The organism is Virgibacillus necropolis, from assembly GCF_044793635.1.
Taxonomy (GTDB): domain Bacteria; phylum Bacillota; class Bacilli; order Bacillales; family Amphibacillaceae; genus Virgibacillus_F; species Virgibacillus_F necropolis_A.
Window position 1 is genome coordinate 210183 of record NZ_CP084992.1, and the last position, 17732, is coordinate 227914.

A 17732-nucleotide genomic window follows, 5' to 3' on the forward strand; every position below is an offset into this window, starting at 1 on the left:
AACATCCGTTCGAAAAATAGTTGACAAGACCATATGTTCGATGTATGATTCTAATCAAAGGCGAACAAAGGTTCTTAAAATAGAAAGGGTTGATTTTCATGTTTGATAAAATAACTAAAACTGATGCATTTTATTTAGTAGCTTTTGCATTAACATTAGGATTTTTATACTTTTCTATGATTACGAGTGCTTAATTCAAAAATCAATAAAATTAATTCCTGGAGCGTATGAATAGTGAACACTATAATATATTGTCGAGTAAGTACCGATAAAAAAACACAAGAAACTTCTTTAGTAAGACAGGAAAAGGAAATGATACAGTTAGCCCAGATGCATGGAATGAACGTGGTAGATATAATAAAGGAGCAGGCTAGTGGCTATGAAATAGAACGGGATGGAGTCTTTCAAATGCTAGAACATTTCGCTAATCGAAAAGCGGAATGTTTAATAATACAAGATGAAACACGTCTGGGTCGGGGTAATACTAAGATTGCACTTTTCCATCAACTAAAAAAGCTGCATGTATCTGTCTATACAGCGATTCACAACGGAGAATTAGAGTTATCGGAATCTGACTCAATGGTTTTGCAAATAGTGGGCATTGTAGAAGAATACCAACGTAAAATCCATAACATTAAGATAAAAAGAGGGATGAATAAAGCGATTGAGGAAGGTTATAATCCCGTGGAAAATTTATCGAATCGTAATAAGGCTACTGGTAGACAACGCACGGATTTTCCTATCGAGGAAGTTGTCAGGCTACGTGAAAACAAATTAACATTTGAGGAGATCACAAGAACTTTAAATGGTTTAGGATATAATGTGTCAAAAGCAACCGTGAATCGAAGGTATCGAGAATTTCATAATGCTTGAATTAATGAACATGGAACGGTAATATAAAAAAGCAGGAACTAGTATAAGGTTCCTGCTTTTTTATATGTTAAGGAGGTAAGTAACATGATTTCTAAAGAAAAATTAGAACGGATTAATATACTTGCAAAAAAGGCTAAAGCCGATGGGTTAACTGAAGAAGAAAAGAAAGAACAAAAAACCTTGCGCAGGGAATATCTTGATAATGTTCGTTCATCTTTTAAAAATCAGTTTAAAACAATGACAGTAAAGGACCCAGAAGGAAATGATGTAACCCCGAAAAAAGTAAAAGATCTACAAAAGAAGGACAAGGACAACTAATTTTGGCAATAGTTGATAAAATGGTACTTGTTACAACTTGTTTTTCATTATAGAATTGAATAGGATTAATACTAGATTTGACATGGAAGGGGAATTTACTACATGACAACTAATGTAGAACAACTATCAATAAATACCATTCGTACCCTATCGATTGACGCTATTGAAAATGCAAATTCAGGTCATCCGGGTTTACCAATGGGTGCTGCTCCAATGGCATACACATTATGGACAGACTTTATGAACCAAAATCCTAAAAACTCAAAATGGTTTAATCGTGATCGTTTTGTCTTATCAGCAGGACACGGATCTATGCTGTTATACGGATTACTTCACCTAGCTGGATATGATGTAACAATGGATGACCTAAAAGACTTTAGACAATGGGATTCTAGAACTCCAGGTCACCCAGAGGTTCATCATACAGATGGAGTTGAAGCAACAACTGGGCCATTAGGACAGGGTCTTGCTATGTCAGTTGGTATGGCGATGGCAGAATCGCATCTTTCTGCTACTTTTAATAAAGATGATTTATCCATTATCGATCATCACACATTCGCACTAATTAGTGATGGTGACTTAATGGAAGGTATATCCCATGAAACAGCGTCACTTGCTGGCCACCTTGGTTTAGGTAAATTAATTGCATTATATGATTCAAATGACATTTCATTAGATGGTGACTTAGATCAGTCATTTTCTGATAATACAGAACAGCGCTTTAAAGCATATGGCTGGCAGGTAATTCGTGTCGAAGATGGAAATGATGTAAGCGCACTTCGAGATGCAATCAAAGAAGCAAAGGAAAATACGGATCAACCAACATTGATAGAAGTTAAAACAGTAATTGGTTTTGGTTCTCCTAACAAATCAGCTTCTTCTGCTTCACACGGGGCTCCACTTGGTTCTGATGAGGTTGTACTTACAAAAGAAGCTTATAAGTGGACACATGATGATTTCCATGTTCCTGAAGAGGTTTATGCTGATTTTAATGAAAAAATCGGTAAGAATGGGGAAGAAGCTGAAGATAACTGGAATCAATTGTTTGCAAGCTATAAGGAAAAGTACCCTGAAGATGCAAAAAAATTGGAACTAGCAATTAATGGCGAACTACCAGTTGATTGGGATAAGGAATTACCTATTTATGAACCTGAAAAAGATAAGTTAGCAACCCGTGCATCGTCGGGTGAAGTGCTTAATGCTATTTCTAACTCAGTTCCAAATTTATTTGGAGGTAGTGCTGATTTAGCTGGTTCAAATAAAACAACTGTAAACAATCAAACTGATTTTTCTCGTGAAAATTATGCTGGTAAAAATATCTGGTTTGGTGTAAGAGAATTTGCAATGGCTGCTGCACTAAATGGTATGGCACTTCATGGAGGACTTAAAGTTTATGCAGGTACATTCTTTGTCTTTAGTGACTATTTACGTCCAGCTGTACGTTTATCAGCAATCATGAATGTTCCAGTAACTTATGTGTTTACGCATGATTCTATTGCAGTAGGGGAAGACGGACCTACACACGAACCGATTGAACATTTACCTGCATTCCGTGCAATGCCTGGACTATCACTAATTCGTCCTGCTGATGGTAATGAAACACAAGCTGCATGGCGTTTGGCGTTAGAATCGACAAACAAACCAACTGCTCTAGTGTTAACTAGACAAGGATTGCCAACATTGGAAGGCACAAAGGAACATGCATACGAAGGTGTTAGAAAAGGTGCTTATGTAGTAAGCAAAGGAGAAAAAGAAACACCAGATGCATTATTACTTGCAACAGGTTCAGAAGTTCAATTAGCAGTATCAGCACAAAAAGAACTTAAAGAAAAAGATATCCATGTTAATGTTGTAAGCATGCCTTCATGGGATCGTTTTAACGAGCAGGATAAAGCTTACCAAAACGAAGTAATTCCACCACACGTGAAAAGTCGTCTTGCTATTGAAATGGCATCACCATTCGGCTGGGAACGTTATGTAGGGGATCAAGGAGCAGTGCTTGGGATTGATACCTTTGGAGCGTCAGCTAAGGGTGATAAGGTTATTGAGGAATTCGGATTTACAATTGATAACGTAATAAAACATGTAGAGAAATTAATAAAATAAAGAAATGAGAGCCTCAACATAATGTTGAGGTTTTTGTTTTTATTCGACAAAACTAGTGGTAATATGTAACTCGTTTTGACATTCTTTTGAAAATAGAATACGTATAATAATAATAATAAAGGGAGTGATATTGTTGAATACGTATTCTATTTATCCTATTAAAAAAGAATTTGCACGACGTTATTATTATAGAAGCGATATTCTCTATCGTTTTTTAAAACAATACCACGAAAATAATAAAAATCAGGTGATAAATGATCAATTTAAAGAAATTACCTGTTTTTTTTCTACAAAAGAGTTGAATACTAAAATTAAATCATTGTATAATAACAAGGCTATAGTGAAAGATGGTAATAATTCAGTAGAAATAGAACAAGATAACCACTATATCTCTTTACATATTAGTGAAAAACAGATTGACTTTCGTTGTGATATGCTTCAAGATGCAGAAGTGTTGTTATTTCCTATTTTAAAATTATTCCATCCTTCCTTATTTGTATTGGATAATAATTATAATAACTATGGTTGGATTTCTCCAGTAACAAAGTTGAAGGATCATTTGAGTGAGCAAGTATTGTATTCTACTCTTTGATTTACTATACTGTATGAGAGACAACACGAAGGGGGAAGACTTGAATGGATACGATTTGGGTCGTATTAATTGGTATATTGGCTCTTATTGTTGGAGTAGCTCTTGGTTTCTTCATTGCAAGAAAATATATGATGAATTACTTAAAGAAAAACCCACCAATTAATGAACAAATGCTGCGGACAATGATGATGCAGATGGGTCAAAAACCATCACAGAAAAAGATCAATCAAATGATGCGTTCAATGAACAACCAGCAGAATAAGTAATATGTTCTAACACCTTAATGCACGGTATTGCATCATACCCCTTAATACATGGTAGTATTAAGGGGTATTTAAAATAGTTGTTTTATTGTCAAATTCCGCATGATAATTACTGTTCTCTTTCTGTTAAACTATATGAAGCGAATGGTTTTTAGGAGGATTACTATGTCAGAAATTAATATATTCCTTGCATTTGGAGCGGGATTTTTATCGTTTATTTCACCATGTGTCTTGCCACTATACCCAGCATTCTTATCCTATATAACAGGTATGAGTGTTAACGAAGTAAAAGAAGATAATGTTATGTTAAATCGTAAGAGCTTGTTACATACTATATTTTTCTTGCTTGGGTTTTCCTGCGTTTTCATCATGTTTGGTTTTACCACTTCTTTTTTGTCTGAATTTTTAGCTGCAAACAAAGATATAATTCGACAAATTGGAGCCATTTTAATAGTGTTTTTCGGTTTAGTAATTGTGGGTGTATTTAATTTTGAATTCCTAATGAAGGATAGAAAAATAACGTTTAAAAATAGACCTACCGGGTTTTTTGGCTCTTTTATTATTGGAATGGCTTTCTCTTTAGGATGGACACCATGTATAGGACCAATTTTAACAATCGTATTTTCGTTAGCCGCAACAAACCCTGATCTTGGAATGGTCATGATGATAAGTTATATTCTTGGTTTTTCATTACCGTTTTTGATCCTATCCTTCTTTATAGGAAAATTATCTTGGATTAAACGTAACAGTGTAAAAATCACAAAAATCGGTGGGTATATTATGATTTTTATGGGTATTGCTTTATTTTTTGACTGGATGACCAAACTTACTTCCTTTCTAGCAGGAGTGTTTGGCTTTACTGGGTTTTAATGGATTTATTTCAACATTTGTATTACTATATAAATTAAAGGAGTATTTTGATGTATAAACCGAATGATCTCATACTTCGAACAACCACATCACTTATAGCTTTTATCCTATTTGGATTTGCGATTTACTTATTATTGGCGGGGCACAATGCACCAGGTGGCGGATTCGTAGGTGGATTAGTAACCTCAGGGGCAATTTTATTAATGTATATGTCATATGGAATAGAAGTGGTGGATAAAGTATTACCAATCAATTTCCGTACATTAATTCCAGTAGGTTTGCTTATAGCTTTGTCAACGGGAATTGGATCGTTTGTATTTGATGTTCCATTTTTATCACAAACATATGGTTATTTCACTATTCCTATTTTTGGTGAAATTGAACTTGCAACAGCTATGATATTTGATTTAGGGGTTTTTGTAACTGTTTTAGGTGTTACAGTGACGATCATTTTGTCTATTGCAAATGATCAATAACTATTATTGGGGGAAATAATAGATGACAAAGGTTCTAGTGGTTGATGATGCGAAATTTATGCGAGTTACACTTTCAACAATGCTAAAAAATGAGCATTATGAAATTGTTGGCGAAGCTGAAAATGGAGAAGAAGCTATTAATCTTTATAAAGAGTTAAAGCCAGAAATTGTTACAATGGATATTACTATGCCTGTAATGAACGGTATTGAAGCTATTAAAGCAATTAAAGAATTCGACCCTCAGGCGCTAATTGTTGTTTGTTCTGCGATGGGACAACAAAAAGTGGTGGTTGAGGCCATCGAAATTGGTGCAAGTGATTTTATTATTAAACCATTCGATGAAAGTCGTGTTATTGACACAATTGGGCGAGTTTTACATAAGCATGAATCGAAAATTAACATAAACAGCTGAAGATAGTGAAAGAGATGGTTATCATGTTTTGGATTATTTTAAGTACAATAGGTGCTGCCTGTATGGCGACTTTAATGATTATTTTACGTTTAAAGTCTGCCAAAAAACCAGCTTCTGTTAAGAAAATTATATTACCTCCATTATTTATGAGTACAGGAGCATTTATGTTTATTTTTCCAGTATTCCGAATTGAATGGAGTCAAGTTTTCGAAGCGCTGGTTGTTGGAGTGGTTTTTTCCATTATCTTAATCATCGGTTCAAAATTTGAAATTAAGCAAAATAATATTTACTTAATACCATCTAAGTCTTTTGGATTTATTTTGTTTGGACTATTGATACTACGAATTATTTTGAAATTAGTATTTAGTGGATCCATTTCGTTATATGAAACCAGTGGTATGTTCTTCTTATTAGCTTTTGGAATGATTATATCCTGGAGAATTGCAATGCTAATTAAGTATAAAAAGTTAGAAAAACATTTAAAGTATTCTGAAGCACGATAAAACGAGCTACTAGAAAAATCTAGACAGCTCGTTTTTTGATTTGGCTTATTTTATTCAAAAAAAGCTTCATAAGGTGTGACGTCGATTTCTTTTTCAGCAAGTTTTTTCCGTAAAAATTTATGATCTCGTTTTGGTGTTGCTACAATATAGCCTTCAATTAAAACATCTTCTGTTATTTTACTTCTTCTCTTTTTAAGTGCAACCTCACCAATCTTGCTTGCTATTTTGTGTCTAGCTATATCGCGGAATAACTCTGGAACAGGTGAAACCAATTCTTCTAGGAGTGCTTTTTCCTTCTTTCCCCACATATGACGCGTTTCATCCATGTAATATTCTTCCCAGTCCATATTAGACTTTCCATCCTCCTTTGGTAGTTTTTTTAAGAATTTACGGAACATAAAAAAGCCACCAATTCCCATCAGTCCAATTAATAAAAAGCCCCACAATATAATTAAAGATTCGACAAGAACTGACATATAATCACCTATTTCTATTTTTTCTTCGTTTAAATTACACAAAAGATTTATTTTTTACGTTAAGTATAGTAAAATAACTAATAATTACTAATTTTTTTTCAACAATTTTTTCCAATTACATATATACATATACTATCATTATAAAAGTACAAAGGGTTTCTTACAAGTGACATATTTTAAATAATAAAGTCATATAAGTAATTATATACAATATTTATGTTGGAATCTGTAACTAGGGGTGAAGCGATGAAATTTAATTCTTTTATGGAGCACACGGATGAGAATGATAGAGATAATTCTTGCTCTGATAAGACGAAGATTAAACAAGGAATCTATTCGGATATGAGTGAACTTCCACCGTATATAATTACCTGGATTGAAAATAACAGTAACGAGTTAATCACTATTTGGGATAAAGCCGGAAAGATTATGTTTATATCCAAATCTGTCGTACGCATTTTAGGGTATACAATTAGCGATTTAGAAGAAATATCCTGGTACGATTTAATCTCTCCAGAAGATGTGACACATATTATGAAATATTATACTGACGCTAATAAAGACCATAATAGTCACAAGTTTAATATAAACATTCGGAACAAACATGGAAAATATATTTGGACGGAATGTGCGGTATCTAAATTATTGGACAGTACAAATGACAATTACTTTTATATCGCCATGCTTAAAGATATCTCAGATAAAAAAGAGGCTGAGGAAATGATGATCCGTTCAGAGAAAATGTCTGTTGCTGGGCAATTGGCAGCTGGCATAGCACATGAAATTAGGAATCCACTAACTTCGTTAAAGGGATTCATGCAACTCTTACAAGCGGGTGTAAACCGAAAAGAAGAATATTATAAAATCATGATAGATGAAATCGAGAAAATGGAAACCATCACTTCAGAACTTCTATTTATTTCGAAACCTTTAACAAATAATAAAAGGGAAGAAACTGTGGAAGTAATGGTTCATGAAATTGTAGCATTATTATTACCACAAGCCCGTTTAAAAAATGTCGACATTAGATGGAGCAGGCAAGATAAACATCGTGTTTTCTGTGATCGATCCCAAATCAAACAGGTTTTAATTAATATAATGAAAAATGCAATTGAGGCAATGGACAATAAAGGTACGATTGAAATTATTATATCAGCAAAAGATTCAAAACTTGAAATTGCAATCATAGATGATGGTCCGGGAATTCCGGAAGAAATTATTCATAAATTAGGAGAACCTTTTTTCACAACAAAGAAGAGCGGAACAGGACTTGGTTTAATGATTACAAACCAAATTTTAGAAAAGCATGATGGAAAATTAGAAATAGAACAAAATGCAAACAAAGGAAGTACATTTAAAATCATTCTTCCTAAACCCAATGAATGAAAATGTCATTGGGTATAATTTACATATACATTATTATATTTAATGTATAACTATTAGTTATCACTTTACATAAAATTTTAATATACACGAAATGGCATATAAAATTTGTTTTATATGCTTTTTTCATTTAAGATAATAAAGTGAGTTTATTAGATTTGTCCTGGATTTGACTGTGAGAATAATATAAATCTTCGACAAAAAGAGTGAGAGGAGTAATACATAATGACACAAAATGCATTTCAAGCCAAAAAACAATTTGAGTTAAATGGTAAGACGTATAACTACTATCAATTAAAAGCTTTAGAAGAAGCCGGCATTGGTAATATTGCAAGACTACCATTTTCAATCCGAGTTCTATTAGAATCTATTGTCCGTCAACATGATGGTCATGTCATTAAAGATGAGCATGTAAAAGGATTAACTAAATGGGGAACGAAAGAAGGCGAAGGGGTAGATGTACCTTTTAAACCTTCACGTGTAATTTTACAAGACTTCACTGGAGTACCTGCTGTTGTAGACCTTGCTTCATTACGTAAAGCAATGGTAGACATGGGTGGGGAACCTGACAAGATTAACCCTGAGGTACCAGTAGATCTAGTAATTGACCATTCCGTACAAGTAGATCAATACGGTACACCTAATGCATTACAAGCTAATATGGAATTAGAATTTGAACGCAATGGTGAGCGTTATGAATTTTTAAACTGGGCACAAAAAGCATTTGACAATTATCGCGCTGTTCCACCAGCAACTGGAATTGTTCACCAAGTAAACCTTGAGTATATTGCAAATGTAGTTCATCAATTAGAAAATGAGGATGGAAGCTATAATGCATTTCCTGATACATTATTTGGAACAGACTCACACACCACCATGATTAATGGACTAGGTGTACTTGGTTGGGGTGTTGGAGGAATTGAAGCAGAGGCTGGAATGCTAGGTCAGGCTTCTATTTTACCAGTTCCAGAGGTAATTGGTGTTAAATTTACAGGTAGCTTCCCAAATGGTACTACTGCAACTGATTTAGCTTTGAAAGTAACCCAAGTTCTTCGCGAAAAAGCAGTAGTTGGAAAATTTGTAGAGTATTTCGGTCCTGGTCTTAAGGACATGCCACTTGCTGACCGTGCTACAATCTCTAACATGGCACCTGAATATGGTGCTACATGTGGATTTTTCCCAGTTGACGAGGAATCATTAAATTATTTACGATTGACTGGACGTAAAGAAGATCATATAGATTTGGTTGAAAAATATTGTAAAGAAAACAGCCTATGGTATTCATCAGATCAAGCTGATCCTGAATATACAGAGCTTGTAGAAATCAATTTATCTGAGCTTGAGCCAAACTTATCTGGTCCAAAGCGCCCACAAGATTTAATTGCACTTTCAGATATGAAAAAAGAATTTAATAAAGCTATTACAGCTCCGGCTGGAAACCAAGGATTTGGTTTAAATAAATCAGAGTTTGATAAAGAAGCTACAGTTGAGTATGCTGATGGATCAAAATCTGTTATGAAAACTGGTGCACTTGCTATTGCAGCAATTACATCTTGTACGAACACATCTAACCCATATGTAATGTTAGGTGCGGGACTAATTGCTAAAAAAGCCGTGGAAAAAGGACTTACTGTTCCAGATTATGTTAAAACATCTCTTGCACCAGGATCAAAAGTAGTTACACGCTACTTAGATGATTCCGGATTAACACCATATCTTGATCAATTAGGATTTAACCTCGTTGGCTATGGTTGTACAACTTGTATCGGTAACTCTGGTCCACTTAAAGAAGAAATTGAAACTGCAATTGCAGATAACGATCTAACTGTTTCTTCCGTGTTATCAGGTAACCGAAACTTTGAAGGACGAATTCATCCACTTGTAAAAGCTAACTATCTTGCATCACCACCATTGGTTGTTGCATACGCATTAGCTGGTACTGTTGATATTGATCTAGTAAAAGAACCATTAGGTAAAGATAGCGCGGGCAATGATATCTACATGAACGATATTTGGCCAACAATGGAAGAAATTAAAGAGCAAGTAGAACAAACTGTTAAACCAGAAATATTCCGTAAAGAATATGAAAATGTCTTTGCTTCAAACAAGAAGTGGAATGAAATTGAAACAACAGATGAACCATTGTATAAATGGAATGATGAATCAACATACATTCAAAATCCTCCATATTTTGAAGGATTGTCAAAAGATGCTGGTTCCGTTAAACCGTTAAACAAGCTTCGTGCTATTGGTTTATTCGGTGATTCAGTAACGACTGACCACATTTCTCCTGCAGGGGCAATAGCTAAAGATATGCCAGCAGGTAAATATCTACAAGATAAAAATGTGTCACCACGTAATTTTAACTCTTATGGGTCACGTCGTGGTAATCATGAAGTAATGATGCGTGGAACGTTTGCAAATATTCGTATTCGTAACTTACTTGCACCTGGAACTGAAGGCGGCTATACAACTTTCTGGCCGACAGAAGAAGTTATGCCTATCTATGATGCTGCAATGAAGTATCAAGAAGCTGGTACTGGCTTAATCGTTATGGGTGGTAAAGATTATGGTATGGGTAGCTCACGTGACTGGGCTGCTAAGGGTACTAACCTGCTTGGAATTAAAACTGTAATTGCTGAAAGCTATGAGCGTATCCATCGTTCAAACTTAGTAATGATGGGTGTATTACCATTACAATTCCAAAAAGGCGAAAGTGCTGATAAATTAGGATTAACTGGTAAAGAGTCATTTAATGTAGAAATTGACGAATCAGTTAAACCACATGATTTAGTGAAAGTAACTGCTGTGGATGAACAAGGCAAAACTACTGAATTTGAAGTAATGGCGCGCTTTGATAGTGATGTGGAAGTTGATTACTATCGTCACGGTGGAATTTTACAAATGGTTCTACGTAATAAAATGGAAGCTTAAATTATAGTAAATGAAAAATTCTACACCATAATAAATGGTGTAGAATTTTTTTGTTGAACGTTACATGAACTTTATTGCTATTTACTTTACATTTAAACTTTTCAACTCTACTATTAGTGTTGAGTATATATCTGTTTTTAGATAGAGGAGAGTATGCATGATTAAAAAGGTATTAGCAACTGCAGTATTAATGCTTTTAATAGGTCTTCTAATCATAAATGTCACGGATAAATCTAACGATGATGAAGGTGCAAATGTAGTTGATGTAACCGGAAACACAAATGTTGATGGTGTCGCAATCAGTTCACCAGGAAAGTCTGGATTAGAAGTAGGCAAGCAGGCTCCAGATTTTGAGTTAACAACGTTGTCGGGCAAAACTGTACGGTTATCTGATTTACGAGGGAAAAAGGTATTTATAAATTTTTGGGCCACTTGGTGTCCACCATGTAAAAAAGAAATGCCCGAAATGCAAGAATTCTATGAAAAATATTCTGATGAGGTTGAAATTCTTGCAATAAATGCAACTGGGCAGGAGAACAGTATGAAATCTGTACGAAATTTTATTAATGACTTTAATTATACCTATCCAATATTATTAGATAAAAAATTGAAAGTTGTTGAAAGTTATATGGCATATGGCCTTCCTACCACATACTTTATTGGTACTGATGGTGTTGTCCAACAACCAAGGAAAGTTGGACCGATGACATACGATTTTATGGAAGAAATGTTAAAAAAGTTACAATAGGTATATAAATTTTCAATTATTTGGGAATACTTCTTTAAAAAGGAGTGGATTTCTATTTCTTTAAAAAGAAGGCTTTCCTATAATGAGTTAGTAAATGAAAATCGAAAGGAAATTATGGAAGACGAGTCAGTTCTGGAAAAAATCGAGTCAAAGTTTGAACTGAAATACCAGCAATTACATGATAAAGAAGGTTGATTAAAAAGCATTTCCATCGGAAATGCTTTTTAAATTCATTTATTTTATGAAAATTAGATGGTTATGCTAAACTGTAAATGGTACAGATTGGTAGTAGGGGGAATAAATTTTGAGTATTGTAAAAACAGATATAGACGTAAGGTATCAGGAAACGGATCAAATGGGAGTTGTATACCATGCAAATTATTTAGTATGGTTTGAAATTGGTCGTACTAAATTTATCGAGTCTTTAGGATTTAACTATGCTGAGATGGAAAAGAGTAATGTTGTATCACCTGTTGTGGATGCACAGATTTCGTTTAAAAAACCAATTCGGTATGGTGAAATGGCAACAGTCGAAACATGGCTTGATCAATATGATGGCTTAAGAACGGTATATGGGTATCGAATATTAAATGGAGAAAACAACATCGCTATAACTGGAACTACAAAGCATGTCATTGTAAAAAAAGACAATTTCCGCCCATTATCACTGAAACGTGCATTTCCAGATTGGCACAATGCATATAAAAAGGTAATTGAAGGTGAATAGGAATGGCTTTTGGGCTTAAACGTGAAGAATTGAACCAATGGAAAAGCAATGTGAAAAGTGGAGAAATCTCTTTTTTAACCCATTACTGGCAGGATAAGCGATTCCCAGGTTGCTACACAGTTACAAAAGTAGGGTGTAGTGACTTAGATAAGTTAATTGAGTGGGGAAAAGTGTATCAATTACAATCAAATTGGATTCATTTAGATAAAGACTTCCCGCATTTTGATCTATTTGGAGAAAAACAAAAAGAAATATTATTCAAGGAAAATCAATTGGAGCAACTAGAAAAATTCAGCCTATGAAAAAGGCAGTTCACATTGAACTGCCTTTACTTTTTTTTTCTCTTTTTTCAGGAACTAAATCTACACCACCGGCATGGAAGGGGTGACACTTTAATATACGCTTAATTGTTAAGTAACCACCTTTAATTGCTCCAAATCGTTTAACAGACTCTAATCCATATTCGGAACAAGTAGGGTAAAATCTACATGTAGGTGGTTTAATGGGACTAATTACTTTTCGATAAAATTGAATGAGCGTAATAAAAATTAACTTCATAATGTTCGATCCCTCTACTGTGAGATATAATCCACCTTATCTATCGTAACAGATGCAACAGCATCATGCATGTGAATGGATTCTTCATTACGACATGCTACTTTAAACTTGGTTACAAAAGGCATTTCAAATAAATCAGCAGCCACAAGTCTTACCATATCCTCAACAAATCTAGGATTTTCATACGCTTGTTCAGTAATTATTTTTTCATCTGTTCGTTTTAATACTGGATGTAACCGTGCGCTTGCATTACTCTCTGCTGCCTCTAACAGCATCTCTTTCCAATCTATTAGATCTTCGTTAAAATCATCTACAATTGTAATATCCATGGAAACAGAACCACGCTGGTTATGTGCACTATATTCACTAATTTCTTTAGAACAAGGACATAATGTTGTGATTAATGCTGAAAGTGATGCACGAATAGAGAAGCCTTTATTGATATCATAGGTAACTGTTAGGCTTACATTTACATGATTCATTCCTGGTATATTTGACTGTGGACCAGTACGTTCATAAAACCAAGGGAATGCAAGTTGAACCTCCGCATCATCCTGTTTAAGGCGTGACGCAAGCTCTTTTGTAAATACTTTAAGTGTGGATAAATTAGCAACAAACCCGTTTTGATGATAGGCACTCAATTGTTCCATAAAACGACTCATGTTCGTTCCTTTACTAGTCTTTTTAATAGACGAGGTAAATGTAAAGGTTCCTATAGTCGATTGTGTTAAAGGTGTAATATTGCTCTCAACAGTTATCGGATGTTTTACATTAGCAATACCTACTTGATCTAAGTCAAATAAAAAATCCTTTTTTGTATTTTGTAAATCAACCATGTTCTCTTTTTCCACTGGTTTTGTTCTTGGACCCGGGGATACAGAACCAAATAGTTGATGTCGTTTATCTTTGTTTGGTAAGTTTACGTTAAGGGATGTTTGTGTATTATTCATGACAGTGTCCCCTTTCCTGCTAAGATTAGTAGTTAAAATTATACGCAATTATATATTTTTATTCAATATTTTGGTTCGTTAGATTACATTGATAAACGAAACGTCGCTTGTGCTTTTTGAGCTTACATCCAAGTAATTTTAGGTTCTGTACCATTTCGAATCCGCTTTATATTGTCTTTATGTCGATAGGATACGAAAATAGCTAATACACAGGATACGATAATTAATCCAATATCTTCTTGTAATAAAACTGCAGCAACCACTGTTACTATACCAGTTATGATTGATGATAAGGAAACATATTTAGAAATATATAAGGTCAGTAAAAAAGCAATTACTATACTTAAAAATAAAAATGGACTAACACCTAAAATAATTCCACCAGATGTTGCTACCGCTTTGCCTCCTTTAAATTTAGCGAAAAGTGGATATGTATGGCCAACAACAGCAAAGAGACCGATTACTAATCGATAAATATCTACATCAACCAGTAGTGGGATTAGCGTTGCGATTGTTCCTTTTAAAATATCTGTTAATGTTACAATTATACCTGCCTTTATACCTAGTACACGGAATGTATTTGTAGCACCTAAATTTCCACTTCCGTGTTCACGTATATCAATCTTAAATCCAACTTTACCAACGATAAGCGCAGATGGAATTGATCCTAATAGATATGCAATGATTGCAAATAAAACGTATTCCATGTACTGTCCTTCTTTCTATTATAATCTCATAATAATAAACTTATCTTTATTTTATCATGAAGTTATAGGCGAAAGAACCTAAAAAAACGATATATACCCTTTAATTTCTGGAAGGGATTTGAATTAACGTTTCTAAAATAGTGATTAGGGGTAAATACCTACGTGATTTTTATTATTCTACTTTACTTAGAAATAGATGTAGCCACCCGTGACTAAACGGGAATAAATTAACAAAAGGACGAGATACATGATCGAATTTAAGAATGTTCGAAAGGTATATCCTGACGGTACCGAAGCATTAAAGGACTTTTCTTTAAAAGTGGAAAACGGGGAACTTATGACTCTGATTGGACCTAGTGGTTGTGGGAAAACAACTACAATGAAAATGATTAATCGTTTAATAGAACCTACATCAGGATCTATATACATAAATGACAAAGAAATTAGCGATTACAATATTCATGAATTACGCTGGAATATTGGATATGTTTTACAAGACATAGCGCTCTTTCCGCATATGTCAATTGCAGAAAATATTGCAGTAGTACCTGAAATGAAAAAGTGGAGGAGGAAAAAAATCCGTGATCGAGGGATCGAATTATTGGAAATGGTCGGGCTCGATCCATCAACCTATCAACGAAGGATGCCAAGCGAACTGTCGGGGGGTCAACAACAACGTATTGGTGTAATACGAGCGCTCGCGGCTGATCCAGATATTATTCTGATGGATGAACCTTTTAGTGCGTTAGATCCGATTAGTCGAGAACAGCTGCAAAAAGACATTCGAGTACTCCAAAAGGAAATCAAAAAAACGATTGTTTTTGTAACACATGATATGGATGAGGCAATGGCAATAGGGGATAAAGTATGTTTAATGAAGGAAGGGCAGGTTGTTCAAGTCGACACGCCACAACAATTAATATTGAATCCAAAAACACAGTTTGTACGCGACTTTATTGGCGAAAGAAAATCTCCATGGCAAACTGCGGTTGATGTTATTGCGGATCAATCACAATCACATGTCATATTCCTGTCCGATTATGAACAAGGATTATACAATCAATCTGGAATGTATGCCATAAAAGACGAGCACAACATGTATGTGGGTGCCGTGAATGACGGAAATAAAGTTGACATAAAAACAATAGATAATGATATACCTTTATTTCAAGCAACAGAAGTCATTCAATCCGATGAACAAGTTATTCTACCAGTATTAAAAGAGCAGAAACTAGTAGGTATATTAACAAATAAGGACATAATTGCATTTTTAAGGAGTAAAACCAAAGTGGAAAACGGGGTGGTTCAGTAATGAATGAATTCATCGATGTTTTCCAGAAAAGACAGGACGTTTTGCTTGAAACGATATGGGAACATTTGCAGATTTCCTTAATCGCATTGATTATCGCGATTATTATTGCAGTTCCGTTGGGCTTATTATTGACACGATACACAAAAGTTGCTGAGCCAATTATTGGCGTTACAGCAGTCTTGCAAACCATACCGAGTCTTGCGGTATTGGCGTTTCTAATTCCGTTTTTCGGTATCGGAACTACTCCAGCAATTATTGCGTTAACGGCTTATGGCTTGCTACCTATTTTGCGAAACACATATACAGGAATTAAGGAAGTAAATCCTTCGTTAAAAGAAGCTGCTACTGGTATGGGAATGAATTCATTTAAACGTCTTACAAAAGTAGAACTTCCAATTGCAATGCCTGTTATTATGGCGGGTATCCGAACATCTATGGTTTTAATTGTTGGAACGACGACAATTGCCGCTTTAATTGGAGCTGGTGGATTAGGTGAATTGATATTACTTGGAATAGACAGAGGTGCTGATATTAATCTAATTTTATTAGGCGCTATTCCGGCTGCATTATTAGCAATTATGTTGGATATTATTCTTCGTGGCTTTGAATTTATATCAAAACGGTCAGGATTTAAATCCTTTGTTGCAATGTTGATTATCGCTGTTTTAGTTGTTGCAACCCCATTCATGTTCAATGACGGTAAAAAAGCTGATATAGTTATTGGTGCAAAACTGGGATCTGAACCAGCAATTTTAATTAACATGTACAAATTATTAATAGAAGACGCGACTGATCTAGATGTGGAATTAAAAGCAGGTTTAGGAAAGACTGCATTTGTATTCTCTGCACTTCAGGAAGGAAGTATTGATATATATCCTGAATTTACGGGAACTGCAATCGTAACGCATTTAGGTGAAAAAGCTCAGAGTAATGACCCTAAGAAAGTATATCAACAAGCAAAAAATGGCATGAATGAAAAATATGATATGGCATTTTTAGAACCAATGAAATTCAACAACACATATGCTGTAACAACAACAAAAGAATTAGCCGAAAAATATGATCTTGAATCGATTGGAGACTTGAATAAAGTCGAGGATCAATTCACAGCCGGATTTACATTAGAATTCAAAGATCGATATGATGGTTATGTTGGAATGCAGGAAGTGTACAATCTAAATTTTGCTAATGTCGTAACCATGGAGCCAGGTATTCGCCAAGAAGCGCTATCAAATGGAGAAGTGGATGTTATAGATGCTTATGCAACAGACAGTTATATGGTCAAATTTGACTTAGTAGTGTTGGATGATCCAAAAAATTTATTCCCGCCATATCAGGGTGCTCCACTTCTAAGACAGGAAACATTAATGAAGTATCCTGAGTTAGAAGAAATATTAAATCAACTTGGTGGCAAAATAACAGATAATCAGATGCGTCAGATGAACTATCAAGTTGATTATGAACGTAAGTCCCCAGAATCAATAGCAAGAAACTATTTGACTGAGCAGGGACTACTTGATTAAA

21 protein-coding genes are annotated in these 17732 nt (G+C 34.5%); 17 read left to right on the forward strand and 4 right to left on the reverse strand.

What is annotated here, in order from left to right:
* Positions 1 to 234: 234 nt before the first annotated feature.
* From LG329_RS01025 to LG329_RS01065, 9 genes are all read left to right on the forward strand, one after another.
* Positions 235 to 873 (forward strand): recombinase family protein, encoded by a 639-nt coding sequence (locus tag LG329_RS01025; RefSeq protein WP_404452719.1) that lies wholly within the window; start codon positions 235 to 237, stop codon positions 871 to 873.
* Between the two features lie 84 nt (positions 874 to 957).
* Positions 958 to 1191, forward strand: a complete 234-nt coding sequence (locus LG329_RS01030) for a DUF896 domain-containing protein (protein WP_404452720.1) — start codon at positions 958 to 960, stop codon at positions 1189 to 1191.
* Between the two features lie 102 nt (positions 1192 to 1293).
* Positions 1294 to 3297, forward strand: coding sequence for a transketolase (tkt, locus tag LG329_RS01035; protein WP_404452721.1), 2004 nt, complete (start codon positions 1294 to 1296; stop codon positions 3295 to 3297).
* 133 nt (positions 3298 to 3430) lie between these two features.
* Positions 3431 to 3889 carry a sporulation inhibitor of replication protein SirA gene (gene sirA / locus LG329_RS01040; RefSeq protein ID WP_404452722.1) on the forward strand — a complete coding sequence of 153 codons (459 nt, stop codon included), beginning with the start codon at positions 3431 to 3433 and terminating at the stop codon, positions 3887 to 3889.
* A 44-nt stretch (positions 3890 to 3933) separates the two neighbouring features.
* Positions 3934 to 4155 (forward strand): YneF family protein, encoded by a 222-nt coding sequence (locus LG329_RS01045; RefSeq protein WP_404452723.1) that lies wholly within the window; start codon positions 3934 to 3936, stop codon positions 4153 to 4155.
* A gap of 162 nt (positions 4156 to 4317) precedes the next feature.
* Positions 4318 to 5022 carry a cytochrome c biogenesis CcdA family protein gene (locus tag LG329_RS01050; RefSeq protein ID WP_404452724.1) on the forward strand — a complete coding sequence of 235 codons (705 nt, stop codon included), beginning with the start codon at positions 4318 to 4320 and terminating at the stop codon, positions 5020 to 5022.
* Positions 5023 to 5072: 50 nt separating this feature from the next.
* Positions 5073 to 5498: a Na(+)/H(+) antiporter subunit B gene (locus LG329_RS01055; protein ID WP_404452725.1), complete on the forward strand. Its 426-nt coding sequence runs from the start codon at positions 5073 to 5075 to the stop codon at positions 5496 to 5498.
* 22 nt (positions 5499 to 5520) lie between these two features.
* Positions 5521 to 5910 (forward strand): response regulator, encoded by a 390-nt coding sequence (locus LG329_RS01060; protein WP_404452726.1) that lies wholly within the window; start codon positions 5521 to 5523, stop codon positions 5908 to 5910.
* Between the two features lie 23 nt (positions 5911 to 5933).
* Positions 5934 to 6413 (forward strand): CcdC family protein, encoded by a 480-nt coding sequence (locus LG329_RS01065; RefSeq protein WP_404452727.1) that lies wholly within the window; start codon positions 5934 to 5936, stop codon positions 6411 to 6413.
* 50 nt (positions 6414 to 6463) lie between these two features.
* Here the strand turns inward: LG329_RS01065 and LG329_RS01070 are convergent, their stop codons facing one another.
* The gene (locus tag LG329_RS01070) at positions 6464 to 6889 is read right to left on the reverse strand and encodes a DUF2621 family protein (protein WP_404452728.1); all 426 of its coding nucleotides are present in this window, start codon (positions 6887 to 6889) and stop codon (positions 6464 to 6466) included.
* 246 nt (positions 6890 to 7135) lie between these two features.
* On the opposite strand from LG329_RS01070, the gene LG329_RS01075 reads away from it, so the two are divergent.
* From LG329_RS01075 to LG329_RS01100, 6 genes are all read left to right on the forward strand, one after another.
* Entirely contained in the window at positions 7136 to 8275 is a 1140-nt protein-coding gene (locus LG329_RS01075; protein WP_404452729.1) for an ATP-binding protein, read from the forward strand.
* A 222-nt stretch (positions 8276 to 8497) separates the two neighbouring features.
* Positions 8498 to 11206 (forward strand): aconitate hydratase AcnA, encoded by a 2709-nt coding sequence (gene acnA, locus LG329_RS01080; protein WP_404452730.1) that lies wholly within the window; start codon positions 8498 to 8500, stop codon positions 11204 to 11206.
* 157 nt (positions 11207 to 11363) lie between these two features.
* On the forward strand, positions 11364 to 11954 hold the full coding sequence (locus LG329_RS01085) for a TlpA family protein disulfide reductase (protein WP_404452731.1): 591 nt from the start codon (positions 11364 to 11366) through the stop codon (positions 11952 to 11954).
* A 114-nt stretch (positions 11955 to 12068) separates the two neighbouring features.
* Entirely contained in the window at positions 12069 to 12149 is an 81-nt protein-coding gene (locus LG329_RS01090; RefSeq protein WP_404456354.1) for a hypothetical protein, read from the forward strand.
* A 109-nt stretch (positions 12150 to 12258) separates the two neighbouring features.
* On the forward strand, positions 12259 to 12681 hold the full coding sequence (locus LG329_RS01095; protein WP_404452732.1) for an acyl-CoA thioesterase: 423 nt from the start codon (positions 12259 to 12261) through the stop codon (positions 12679 to 12681).
* Positions 12682 to 12683: 2 nt separating this feature from the next.
* Positions 12684 to 12983: a hypothetical protein gene (locus LG329_RS01100; RefSeq protein WP_404452733.1), complete on the forward strand. Its 300-nt coding sequence runs from the start codon at positions 12684 to 12686 to the stop codon at positions 12981 to 12983.
* Positions 12984 to 12993: 10 nt separating this feature from the next.
* Here the strand turns inward: LG329_RS01100 and yidD are convergent, their stop codons facing one another.
* From yidD to plsY, 3 genes are all read right to left on the reverse strand, one after another.
* Complete coding sequence (yidD, locus tag LG329_RS01105) at positions 12994 to 13239, reverse strand: membrane protein insertion efficiency factor YidD (RefSeq protein ID WP_404452734.1); 246 nt, start codon at positions 13237 to 13239, stop codon at positions 12994 to 12996.
* Positions 13240 to 13253: 14 nt separating this feature from the next.
* Complete coding sequence (gene folE2, locus LG329_RS01110; protein ID WP_404452735.1) at positions 13254 to 14189, reverse strand: GTP cyclohydrolase FolE2; 936 nt, start codon at positions 14187 to 14189, stop codon at positions 13254 to 13256.
* A 122-nt stretch (positions 14190 to 14311) separates the two neighbouring features.
* Positions 14312 to 14896 (reverse strand): glycerol-3-phosphate 1-O-acyltransferase PlsY, encoded by a 585-nt coding sequence (plsY, locus tag LG329_RS01115; RefSeq protein WP_404452736.1) that lies wholly within the window; start codon positions 14894 to 14896, stop codon positions 14312 to 14314.
* 247 nt (positions 14897 to 15143) lie between these two features.
* On the opposite strand from plsY, the gene LG329_RS01120 reads away from it, so the two are divergent.
* Both LG329_RS01120 and LG329_RS01125 read left to right on the forward strand, forming a co-directional pair.
* Complete coding sequence (locus tag LG329_RS01120) at positions 15144 to 16208, forward strand: ABC transporter ATP-binding protein (RefSeq protein WP_404452737.1); 1065 nt, start codon at positions 15144 to 15146, stop codon at positions 16206 to 16208.
* Entirely contained in the window at positions 16208 to 17731 is a 1524-nt protein-coding gene (locus tag LG329_RS01125; protein ID WP_404452738.1) for an ABC transporter permease/substrate-binding protein, read from the forward strand. Before LG329_RS01120 ends, LG329_RS01125 begins: the two co-directional genes overlap by 1 nt.
* Position 17732: the final 1 nt, after the last annotated feature.